The organism is Streptococcus sp. FSL K6-1323 (assembly GCF_038630745.1).
GTDB classification, from domain to species: domain Bacteria; phylum Bacillota; class Bacilli; order Lactobacillales; family Streptococcaceae; genus Streptococcus; species Streptococcus salivarius_D.
In genome coordinates, this window is sequence record NZ_CP152039.1 from 712,857 (window position 1) to 724,845 (window position 11,989).

6 protein-coding genes are annotated in these 11,989 nt (G+C 39.4%); 2 read left to right on the forward strand and 4 right to left on the reverse strand.

Annotated features, from left to right (window positions below; all coding sequences use genetic code 11):
* Positions 1–3: 3 nt before the first annotated feature.
* Positions 4–1,962 (reverse strand): KxYKxGKxW signal peptide domain-containing protein, encoded by a 1,959-nt coding sequence (locus NST80_RS03240; RefSeq protein WP_265107436.1) that lies wholly within the window; start codon positions 1,960–1,962, stop codon positions 4–6.
* 314 nt (positions 1,963–2,276) lie between these two features.
* Positions 2,277–5,546 carry a KxYKxGKxW signal peptide domain-containing protein gene (locus NST80_RS03245; RefSeq protein ID WP_183138150.1) on the reverse strand — a complete coding sequence of 1,090 codons (3,270 nt, stop codon included), beginning with the start codon at positions 5,544–5,546 and terminating at the stop codon, positions 2,277–2,279.
* Positions 5,547–5,876: 330 nt separating this feature from the next.
* On the opposite strand from NST80_RS03245, the gene pdxS reads away from it, so the two are divergent.
* Both pdxS and pdxT read left to right on the forward strand, forming a co-directional pair.
* Positions 5,877–6,749: a pyridoxal 5'-phosphate synthase lyase subunit PdxS gene (gene pdxS, locus NST80_RS03250; protein ID WP_002883851.1), complete on the forward strand. Its 873-nt coding sequence runs from the start codon at positions 5,877–5,879 to the stop codon at positions 6,747–6,749.
* Positions 6,750–7,343, forward strand: coding sequence for a pyridoxal 5'-phosphate synthase glutaminase subunit PdxT (pdxT, locus tag NST80_RS03255; RefSeq protein ID WP_183138151.1), 594 nt, complete (start codon positions 6,750–6,752; stop codon positions 7,341–7,343).
* Positions 7,344–7,601: 258 nt separating this feature from the next.
* On the opposite strand, the gene NST80_RS03260 is transcribed toward pdxT, so the two are convergent.
* On the reverse strand, positions 7,602–10,031 hold the full coding sequence (locus NST80_RS03260; RefSeq protein WP_004182218.1) for a glucosyl transferase: 2,430 nt from the start codon (positions 10,029–10,031) through the stop codon (positions 7,602–7,604).
* Positions 10,032–10,115: 84 nt separating this feature from the next.
* Complete coding sequence (locus tag NST80_RS03265; RefSeq protein WP_045772265.1) at positions 10,116–11,639, reverse strand: glucosyl transferase; 1,524 nt, start codon at positions 11,637–11,639, stop codon at positions 10,116–10,118.
* Positions 11,640–11,989: the final 350 nt, after the last annotated feature.

Genomic DNA, 11,989 nt, shown 5'->3' on the forward strand with positions numbered 1-11,989 from the left:
TTTTTAATTCACTTTCTCAGTAGCCACACCATTTTCATCGATGATATAAGTTTTGCCGTCTTTTTCGAGAGTGGTATTCGTCCACATAGCCCCACTGTCTTTGTCAAAGTAGTAAGTTTTACCATCAATCTCTACTAGGCTACCTTTGACTTGCTTACCATTTTTATCAAAGTAGAGTTGAACACCATCAATGGTTTGACGGCCTGTTAGGAGTTTGCCCTCTTTGTCGTAGTAGTACCAGTTCCAGAAATCATCGCGAACAAATTGGTTTTTAGCCGTAAATTCAGTCACTACTCCTTCATTATCAATTGTGTAGGTCTTATCATCGACTTTCAAAGTGTCGTTAGTAATGATAATAGTGGTGTACATACCAGCATATCTTTCTGTTCGATATGATTTTGTTAGACGATAGCGCTTGCCATCGATTTCTTTCCATGTAGGCTTATCAACACTTTTTACCTCAGGTTGGAAGTAGTGAAGGTGACCATCAGAGCCTCGTTGGATGCCCTCGAGGAGGACACCGTTTTTATCAGTTCCATAGATTCCAGAGAAACTAGGCCCGCCCCAAAATGTTTTTTTTGAAAAAAGGGCTCCAAAATAGTTTTTTTCTATTTTACTATCTGTGACTAGATAAAGTTTGCTGTCATAACCTATGATACCATCAACAACTTGACCCTTTGAAGCAAAGATATATTCTTTTCCATCGATAATTTGTTTACCAGTTAAGACTTCGCCGTTAGCATTGGTACGGTAGGTAGAAGTGTTTGCATGGAACATTGAAGGAGTTTCAACAATGCCATATTTGTTCTTGACCAATTGTCCTTGGTAATCAAAAAGATAAATCTTCCCATCAATTGTGACAGTATCATTTTTAGCCAAAAGTCCATCAGGTTTGAAATAATAACGTTTACTGTCAATGGTATGCCATCCAATAAATGCAGCACCATCTTCGCCTAAGTAATTAGTATAAGTTGTATATTGAGGTTCTGTCCTATAGCCATTGAAAATTGAAGTGTGATGCCACTGATTCGTTAATAGAGAACCATCATTTTCATCGAATCGATAGTATTTTCCACCAATCTCTCGTTCTTGTCCTTTGACTTGTTTGCCATCTTTATCAAAATAAAGGATGACACCATCAACATTTTGCCAACCAGTCAATTTTTCACCGTTGGCAGTGTAGTAATACCAATCTTTTTGGTTGTCAGATTGGAAATGACCACCCGTCACGACCTGAGTAGGTAGTTGTGTTTTTTCGGTAAGGATACCATCGGCATCTGCTAAATAGGTTTTACCGTCTACTTCAATACTTGTATCAGTTACTTTACGTCCATTATCTTTATCGTAGTAGTAATCCTTGCCATCAATGGTTACCTTTTCACCCTTTGCTTGGATGCCATTGTTATGGAAGTAGAGGTTAAAGCTATCGATGGTTTGTGGGCCAGTTAGTTTGTGGCCCTCGCTGTCTAGGTAATACCAGTTACCTTGCTCATCAGAAGTGAATCTGCCACCTTGTGAAGGTGTTTCCTGTGAAGTAGTTACGTTATCGCTTGTTTCAGATGAGGTTTCAACACTTCTATCGGTTGTAGCTGTCTCACCAGATTGAGCGGCTTCAACCTTTTTATCAGTCTCGTTAGCAGGCTGTGTAGTAGTCGTTTCTGTAGGCTGACTAGTCGCATTAGTATATGCAGTGTCAGAAGATACTGCTTCACTAGAAGCTTTCTCAACAGTAGTGCTTGCTGGAGCTACTTCGGTTCTTGTAATGAGGCTAGCACTTGTCTCAAGATTGCTGTCAGAGACGACATTTTCAGGACTGGTAACGGCAGTCGTTTCAGGCTTGACTTCATCAGCTCCGACCTGTCCTAGTCCAATTAGTGAAGCCCCGATAGCCAAACTTGAGGCAGCGATTGTGATCCAATGTTTCTTAACTTTATGAAGTTTGAAACGAACTTTGTTTTCCATAATTTTCCCCCTTGTATGGTGACTTGGTAAATTCATGCTGTGACATTTAAAACAACATGAACACCAAAAATTAATTTACGATTATATTTTAATCCTATTTTCTAATAACTTCAATAGAAAACTCATACATACTCATAGTTTAAATTAATAGTGCAATAGAGACGTTTGAGAGAAGTAGATGTTTGCACAAAAAAATCCAGGACCTGAGCCCTGGATTTAGGAGATTATGAAAAAGAAAAGTTTTAGGATGGTTGTAGTATACAAAGCGATTCCTAAAGTTTTCTTAAAGTGGAAGAAATTTTTTTCTTTCCCCATTAATTCACTTTCTCAGTTGCCACACCATTTTCATCAATGACATAGGTTTTGCCATCTTTTTCAAGGGTTGCATTGGTTGTGATTGGAGAACCGTAAAGATGTTTCCCTAATGAAGTTGATTTTTCGAAGTGATAGAGCTTACCGTCAATTTCCTTCCAAGTTGGTTGGTAGTCAGAAATTACTCTTGGCTCAAGATAGCATAGGTAGCCTTTATCAGTGCGGTAGAATCCTGTTCGAACGATTCCATTTTCGTCTGAAGCATATGCGTAATTAGTGTCATTACGCAATAATTCCGCGTAAGAACCGAAAAGATAGGTCTTACCGTCTATAGATGCTGTTCTATTATAGTAGTAGTGCTTTTCGCTTGGATCTAGGTAATAGGTCTTACCGTCAATTTCTCTCCACCCGGATAATAATTTTCCTTCTGAATCTGCAAGATATAAACTATTATATGATTTAGCGGAACCATTAACAAGAAGTTGGCCATCTTGATTGAAATAATAATAATTTCCGTCAATTAAAAGGACATTATCTTTAGCTTGTAGACCGTCTTCTTTAAAGTAAACACGGTGACCGTTTATTGTGTACCAGCCGAAAACTTGTGCTCCATCATTGCCAAAGTAGTGAATATATGAACTAAAGGAATGGAATGCATTACGAAGGAGTTCGCCACTGTTCTTATCGAAATAGTAGTATTTTCCATCTATAAGGATACGCTCACCTTTGATTTGTTTCCCAGTGCCATCAAAGTAGAGTTGAATACCATCAATAGTCTGCCATCCGGTAGCTACTTGTCCTTTATCTTTGAGGTAGGTCCAGTCACCATCTTTATCTTGAACAAAGGTATTTCGAAGTGACGATGTCACACGTCCTTGGTCATCAATTTCGTAGGTCATTCCATTGAGAGTTAGACTACTATTGGTCCACATAACCCCACTATCCTTGTCAAAGTAGTAAGTATCACCATCAATGTCTACTAGGCTACCTTTGACTTGCTTACCATTTTTATCAAAGTAGAGTTGAACACCATCAATGGTTTGACGACCAGTTAGGAGCTTGCCATCAGTATCGTAGTAGTACCAGTTCCAATTGTCATCACGAACAAATTGGTTTTTGGCCGTAAACTCAGTTGCAACTCCCTCATTATCAATCGTATAGGTCTTGTCATCGACTTTCAAAGTATCGTTAGTGAGGATAATAGTGGTGTACATACCAGCGTGGTGTTCAGGAAGATACCATTTTGTTAGACGATAGCGCTTGCCATCGATTTCTTTCCATGTAGGTTTATCAACACTTTTTACCTCAGGTTGGAAGTAGTGCAGTTGACCATCTAAGCTTCGTTGGACACCCTCTAGGAGGACACCGTTTTCATCAGTTCCATAGATTCCAGTGAAATTAATTCCACCCAAAATTTCGTTTTTAGAAAAGAAGGCTCCAAAATAGTTTTTTTCTATTTTACTATCTTTGACTAGATAAAGTTTCCCGTCATAACGTACAACACCATCGACGACTTGACCATCTGAAGCAAAGATATATTCTGTTCCATCGATAATTTGTTTACCAGTTAGGACTTCTCCATCTGCATTAGTTCGATAGGTATATTTTAATCTCACTTTAGCCCCTGGCTTATCAACAACGCCATAAGCATCTTTGACTAATTGTCCTTTTTCAAATAGATAGTTTTTACCATTGATTGAATAGATGCCATTAGAAGCATAGATACCGGTATCGGTGAAGTACAAGTGTTTTCCATCAATATCTTGCCAACCAGTCACAGCAGCGCCATCATTTCCGAGATAGTATGAACGGTAGTCCTTTGATGCAGGACTAATTCCACCAACATTGACTGAGGCCCATTGATTTTTAACCATACGTCCATTGTTTTTATCAAAGTAATAGGTTTTACCATCAATCTGAACAATTTTATCTTTTGCTTGACGACCGTCTTTATCGAAGTAAAGTTGGTAACCATCAATGGTTTGAAGTCCTTTAACAGCGTGGCCCTTTTCATCACCATAATAAAAATTAACATTTTCAGGGAAGGTGAAATCTACCTTATCCCAAATAAAGGAGTTTCGAGCTAGCCGTCCTCTCTCACCAAAGACATAGGTTGTGTCTCCTACATTAACCGCTACATTCTTAAGCAATTCACCATTTTCATCAAAATCGTGAATGAAACCAGATGCTGTTTTAACGAGACCTGTGGCACGTATGCCATCTCGGTTGAAGTAACTAGTATGGTAAATGTAGTTTGTTTTATACCGTGAGATAATCTGTTTTTCAGACCAATTACGGTAAGAATTTTTGAGAAGGGCACCGGTGTTTTGATCTAAGTAATATGTTTTACCATCAACTGTGATTTCTTGACCTTTGAGTTGTTTCCCATCTTTGTCAAAATAGAGTTCAACACCGTCCACATATTGGAAACCAGTCAATTTTTCACCTTGTTCAGTGATATAAGACCATTCCCCCTTATCATTGGCTTCAAAATGTCCACCAGTAATGTTTGTAGGCAGTTTAGTTCTCTCTGTCACAACCCCATTCTCATCTATTTGATAATGTTTTCCATCTTTATCGAGGTAGCAATTGACTAGGAGCATACCAGTATGGTCATCTAAATAATAGTTCTTTCCATTTACCTCAACAAATTGGCCTTTGACCTGTTTTCCATCTTCTTGGAAATAGTATTCGCGATCTTCTACATTATTCCATCCAGTGAGATTTTTTCCGTCCTTGGTATAGTACCAATTGCCTTGATCGTCGGATGTGAATTTACCTCGAGTGATAGAGATTTCTTGTCCTGATAATGGATGCTCACTGACCTCAGTAATCTCTGACTTATTTTCATTTGTATTTTGTTTGTCGGTGGCAGGTTCAGCACCCCTATCGGTTGTAGCTGTCTCACTAGATTGAGCGGTTTCAACCTTTTTATCGGCCTCGTTACTAGGCTGTGTAGCAGTTGTTTCTGTTGGCTGAGTAGCGACATTAGTAGGTGTAGTGTCAGTAGATACTGCTGCACTAGAAGTATTCTCGACAACTGTACTCGTTGGAGCTACTTCGGTTCTTGTAATGAGGCTAGCACTTGTCTCAAGATTGCTGTCAGAGACGACATTTTCAGGACTGATAACAGCAGTCGTTTCTGGTTTAACTTCATCGGCTCCGACTTGCCCTAGGCCAATCAGTGAAGCCCCGATAGCCAAACTTGAAGCAGCGATTGTAATCCAATGTTTCTTAACTTTATGAAGTTTGAAACGAACTTTGTTTTCCATAATCTTCCCCCTTGTATGGTGGCTTGGTAAATTCATGCTGTGACATTAAAAACATCATGAATACCAAAAATTAATTTACGATTATATTTTAATTCTATTTTCTAATAATTTCAATAGAAAACGGATACAAAAATGCCATGATTTTATAAAAAGATTCTTATATTCGTGATAGTTATAGCCTATAAAAGGGTTTTCCTAATTTATTTATTTTTTCGTCTATAGATATCATTGAAAGATATATTGTCCCCATACAGTTTGAGAAAAAGACTCTTTTTTTCAAAAATCATCCTGTGTAAAATAGAGGGCATAAAAACATGAGAGGTGATTGCAATGACAAATCGTTACGACTTAAATAAAAATTTGGCACAGATGCTTAAGGGGGGCGTCATCATGGACGTTCAAAATCCTGAGCAGGCACGTATCGCTGAGGCGGCAGGAGCGGCTGCAGTCATGGCCTTGGAACGCATTCCGGCCGATATCCGTGCAGTGGGTGGTGTGTCACGTATGAGTGATCCTAAGATGATTAAGGAAATTCAGGACGCTGTTAGTATTCCAGTGATGGCTAAGGTGCGTATTGGTCATTTCGTGGAAGCACAGATTTTGCAGGCGATTGAGATTGATTATATCGACGAGAGTGAGGTTTTGACACCGGCCGATGACCTTATTCATGTGGACAAAACCAAATTTGATGTGCCTTTCGTCTGTGGAGCCAAGGACCTTGGTGAGGCTCTTCGCCGTATCTCTGAAGGGGCATCAATGATTCGTACCAAGGGTGAACCTGGTACTGGTGATATTGTTCAGGCTGTTCACCACTTGCGACTCATGAATCAAGAGATTCGCCGTATTCAAAATCTTAGAGAAGATGAACTATATATTACTGCTAAAGATTTGCAGGTGCCAATTGATTTGGTCCGTTATGTCCACGAACATGGCAAGTTGCCGGTTGTCAATTTTGCGGCAGGTGGTGTAGCGACGCCAGCGGATGCGGCGCTTATGATGCAGTTGGGTGCTGAAGGTGTCTTTGTTGGTTCAGGTATTTTCAAATCAGGAGATCCGAAAAAACGTGCGGAAGCCATTGTCAAAGCAGTGACTAACTATAATCGTCCGGACATTTTGGCGCAAGTGTCAGAAGATTTGGGGGAAGCCATGGTTGGTATCAACAAGGATGAAATTGACATCTTAATGGCAGAGCGAGGAAAATAGATGACAAAAATTGGAATACTGGCTTTGCAAGGTGCTTTTGCAGAACATGAGCAGGTCTTGAACGGACTTGGAGTTGAAACAGTTCAAATCAGAAATCAACAGGATTGGGAAGCGCACGCTGATTTAGATGGGCTCATTCTACCAGGGGGAGAGTCGACAGTCATGGGAAAACTCTTGCATGATTTAGACTTGTTTGAGCCGATAAAGGCGAAAATTGATTCGGGCTTACCTGTATTTGGAACCTGTGCAGGTCTGATTTTGTTAGCCAAAACCATAGTAGGGGACCAAACAAAACATTTGGCAAGTATGGATATCAATGTAGCCAGAAATGCCTATGGTCGCCAATTGGGCAGTTTTGTCACAGATGCTGAATTTAAAGGAAAAGGGGAAATCCCAATGGTCTTTATTCGTGGGCCAATTATTGAAGCTGTTGGAGCAGAAGTGGAGATTTTAGCTCAAGTCAATGGGGCAATTGTGGCAGCTAGAGAAAAGCAGATGTTAGTGACCTCTTTTCATCCAGAATTAACGGGTGACGAAAGGGTACATGCTTATTTCCTAGATATGATTAATCCGGCAAAAGAAGAAAAGCTTTGATTCAAATTTCATAAATTCATTTACTTCTCCTTCACGCAAAAAAATCCAGAACCTAGGCCCTGGATTTAGGAGATTATGAAAAAGAAAAGTTTTAGGATGGTTATAGTATATAAAGCAAAGCCTAAAGTTTTCTTAAAGTGGAAAAAAAGTTTACTTGTGATATGAAAAAGGAAGTTGACAGTTGGTCGACTTCCTTTTTAGCGATTCCTAAATCAAAGTAATTATGTGATATCAATAGTTGTTATTTGAATTATTTTCTTATACTTCATCAGGTCCCATCAAATGTCCATTACCGTCAGCATCGAATTTGAAGGCACCAGTGTTTGTTCTAACAATGGTATTTTCAGCGCGTGCCCCATTCTTAGCATCGTAATAGTGGACAGTTCCGTCATCGTCAAATTTGAATTCACCTCTAAGTTGTTTACCGTTTTGGTCGAAGTAAACATGGATGCCGTTTAAGGTTTGAGGTCCTGTCAGTTTATCCCCTTTAGCATCAACATAGTAGTAGAAATCTTCACGATCTAAATCTTTGCTTTCTCTTGGGTACTGTCCATCCTGATCTACGAGATCATTTCCAGGAATGGTAATAGTGAAGTGGAAGATGCGATCACCATCGAGATTTCGGTAATTCCAGTTGTAGACATGAACAAAGCTATCAGTGACGAGAGCACCAGAGTCTTTATCATAATAGTGTCCATCAGGGGCGAAGCGTCCCTTGACTTGTGCGCCATTAGGAAGGAAGTAAAAGCGACTATTTCCAAAGGTTTGAGGTCCTGTTAATGGCTTACCATCAGCATCGAGATAGTACCAGGCAGTAGTATAGACATTTTGATTGTTGATGTCATCACGACCAATATAAGTTAAGATTTCTTTAAAAGCATTGGTTACGAGAGCACCAGAATCTTTATCATAGTATTTACCATTTGGTGCAAAATGTCCCTTGACTTGTATACCAGTGAAATCGTCAAAGTAGACTTTAACACCATTGATAGTTTGTTCTCCCTTGAGTTTATCACCTTTATCATTGACGTAAACCCAGTTGCCATCTTCAGTTTCAAGATAGCGTTTTGTTACAAGTGCACCAGAGTCTTTATCAAAATAGCGACCATCCTCTGCAAAACGTCCTTTGACTTGTTTGCCATCCTTGTCAAAGTAGACTGGAATGTTGTCAACGAAGTTGAGACCGATGAGGTTTTTACCGTTTGCATCCTTGTAGTACCAGTTGCCCTCGTTATCACTATAATAGTGACCACCAAAAACTCGTGGTGCCTTGTCTAGGGAGATTGTAGGAATGACGGGAGTGTCTGTTTCTTCACCAGGTCCCATCAAATGTCCATTACCATTTGCATCGAATTTGAAGGCACCAGTGTTGGTTCTGACAATGGTATTTTCAGCGCGTGCACCGTTTTTTGCATCGTAATAATGAACGGTACCATCTTCGTCAAATTTGAACTCACTTCTAAGTTGTCTACCATTTTGGTCGAAGTAGACATGGATGCCGTTTAGGGTTTGAGGTCCTGTCAGTTTGTTACCCTTAGCATCAACGTAGTAGTAATAGTCCTCACGATCCAAGTCATTGCTGGAAAGTGGATAGTGGCTCATATCAATAAAGTGTGATTTACCGTCAGATCCTATAGCAGAGTCGTTCGGAATAGTAAGCATAAATTTAAGAACACGATTTCCGTCTTGATTTTGGAAATTCCAGTTATAAATATGAACAAATCTATTAGTTACAAGCGCACCAGAATCTTTGTCATAGTAATGTCCATCAGGAGCAAAACGTCCCTTAACTTGTGCCCCATTAGGGAAGAAGTACATGTTTGTACCACCAAGATTTTGAGGACCTTTAAGTGGCCGTCCGTCGGCATCAAGGTAGTACCAATCAGTAGTATAAATGTTTTGACCGTTGATATCATCACGACCAATATAAGTTAAGAGTTCTTTAAAGGTCTTGGTTACAAGAGCACCAGAATCTTTGTCATAGTATCGGCCATCCTCTGCAAAACCACCTTTGATTTGAATACCGTCTTGGCTAAAGTAAACAGGAACATTATCCACATAGTTCAGACCGACAAGATTTTTGCCGTTTGCATCCTTGTAATACCAGTTACCATTATCATCACTATAATAATGTCCACCAGAAATATGAGGTGCATTTTCAAGTGTTACAGAAGGTGTGACTGGCTTTTCATTTTCATCGATTGGGGCAGGTTGTTCACTGTTTTTTGTAGGTGTTTTTGTTTCTTCGACAGGAATAGGTTCATTGACTTTTTCTACCGAAGTTTTTGTAGTAGATGCTTCTGAAGTTGCCGTTTTGATAGGTGTAGCTTTATTTACCTGATTATCTTGATTGCTAATTTCTTGCTCAGAAGTGATTTCTACTGGTGATTCGCTTGCTAATTCAGATGATGCGACTTCACTGCTAGGAGCTTCACTAAGAACTGTACTTGTACTAGTAGGTAGCTCAGTATTAGTTGAGATAGGATTTGTAGTAGTTGCTTTGACCTCAACATTAGTTACTGCAGTTTCTTGTGCAGGTGCAAGAATCTCAGTTGGTTGACTAGAAGTTTCAGGTGTTTTCGCTTCATCCGCAAATGCAGGTCGTGCGACTAAAGTAAAAGTAGCTAGAGCGGTTGCGCAAGAAAGTGCCACAAGGTGTTTCTTTGGGTTAGTCCTTTTCGTAATCATGATAAATTCCCCTTCATATTAAAATCTTTTCAGTTTAAAAACTGAAATAATGCAAAAATAACTTAATTACAATTGATTGATGACTTAAATCTCTGTAAGGTAGCCGTTTTCATCAATATGATAATTTTTTCCATCAATATTGGCATTACGATTACGCCACATTTGACCATTGTTTGGATCGAAGTAAAGCTTATGTCCCTTGTAGTCTACAATTTCTCCCTGAACTCTTATTGGGAGACCAGCTGCATCACGGAAGTAGTAGTATTCACCCCAAACTTGTTGAAGTCCAGTTACTGCAATACCGTCTTTATCGAAATAGAGCCATCCAGGAATATAACCATGTGAATATTCAAAAAGCATATTCTTGTCGTTATAAATCATACGATTTTTGACAAGTTCACCAGTATAAGGTTCAAAGTAACGGATACCTTCTGGGAACCTAATAAATTGCCCCATAACATTGGTTTGGCTGTCATTGTTGTTGAATCCGATTCCTCGAGCTTGCCGTCCGTATTCAAAATAATAATATTCTTTTTCGCCTTTCTTTTGCCAGCCTGTAACGTATTGTCCGTCATCGCCGAGGTAAAATGTTCCGAAATCCATGCTCTTATAGCCACCAGGAATTCCCCCTAGAGATCTGACATAGCGGTTTCGCCAAAGTTCACCATCATGTCCAAAGTAGTATGGCTTGCTATCAATGTAAACTTTATGGAAGTCATCCCAATCTCCTTGGTACCAAGGAATGGAGACTCTATACGCAGTGTCAGGATAGAAATAGTAACGGTTTCCATTAATATCTTGCCAGCCTGTTACAGCTACACCATATTTACCAAAGTAACGGTATTCATCGTGAGGAAAATCAGCTACCTTGACAAACTGTTCAGTTATCCTATGCCCTAGATTCTGGTCGTAGAAATAATAATGGTTATTACGTTGGACAGACTCACCTTTGGCTTGTTTACCATCTTCATGGAAATACACGTGCTGATTGTCAACAACGTGTGCACCTATAAGGTCTTTACCGTCTTTTTTGTAGTGCCAACTACCTTGTACGTCACTATACCATTGACCACCTGTAATATTTTCTTCAGGATCTTCGTCTTGAATTTCTGTGTTTTCATCGTTATTGAAGGAAGAAACATCAGTCTTAAGTCGATTTTCTGAGATGTCCTCATATCTAGCGTTTTCCATACTGGCAGTTTCACTTACTGTAGCTCCTGTTTTAGAAGTAGGTATTTCTGATCTTGTTGAATTTGTTTCAGAGATAACTGTACTTGAAGCGTCTGAAGCGGGTTTAGGTGTTTCAGGAATAGCTGTAGTATCAGTGGTAACACTTGTAGCTTCGCTGGTGATAATGCTTGTGCCTGTTGGTGCATCTGTTGTAGTTGCTGTTGGATTTTCATCAAGTGTCTTAGTCTCAACAGTAGCCACTACATTTTCTATAGCAGGTGCGACAACTTCGGTCTTAGCATTCGTATCAGATGCTTTTACTTCTTCCGCAAATGCAGGGCGAGCAACTAGGGAAAAAGCAGCTAGTGCGGTTACACAAGAAAGTGCCACAAGGTGCTTCTTGTACACGTGCCATGGATAATTCATTTCAGTATTCATGATAGACTCCTTTCATAAAATGAACACCGATGTTTGGGTGGTTATAAAGGAGCTCGCCGTTAAAATAGTGTTAAAAGTAGGCAAATCTGTTAAAACGACTGAGTCCCATATCTAAATCTCTCATGTCATGACCATAAGAAGATTTTATAGGGGAGCACGTCAAACGTGTGGCAAGGAGAATATGCTTATGCTGTGTAATTCATATCTAGAAACAAGTGTCTTCACTTATTTATCCTAATACTTTTATTTCTCTCCTTTCGTTTTATTATTGAATCCAGCCTATGGCATATGTCTTTAAATACAAAAAACTAGAACTTTTAGTTTGAAACATTCTCTCTAAAGCTCTAGTT

Coding starts and splice junctions, on each gene's coding strand:
- NST80_RS03265 (WP_045772265.1), bottom strand. CDS start 11,639: ATGAATACTGAAATGAATTATCCATGGCACGTGTACAAGAAGCACCTT.
- pdxS (WP_002883851.1), top strand. CDS start 5,877: ATGACAAATCGTTACGACTTAAATAAAAATTTGGCACAGATGCTTAAG.
- NST80_RS03240 (WP_265107436.1), bottom strand. CDS start 1,962: ATGGAAAACAAAGTTCGTTTCAAACTTCATAAAGTTAAGAAACATTGG.
- NST80_RS03245 (WP_183138150.1), bottom strand. CDS start 5,546: ATGGAAAACAAAGTTCGTTTCAAACTTCATAAAGTTAAGAAACATTGG.
- NST80_RS03260 (WP_004182218.1), bottom strand. CDS start 10,031: ATGATTACGAAAAGGACTAACCCAAAGAAACACCTTGTGGCACTTTCT.
- pdxT (WP_183138151.1), top strand. CDS start 6,750: ATGACAAAAATTGGAATACTGGCTTTGCAAGGTGCTTTTGCAGAACAT.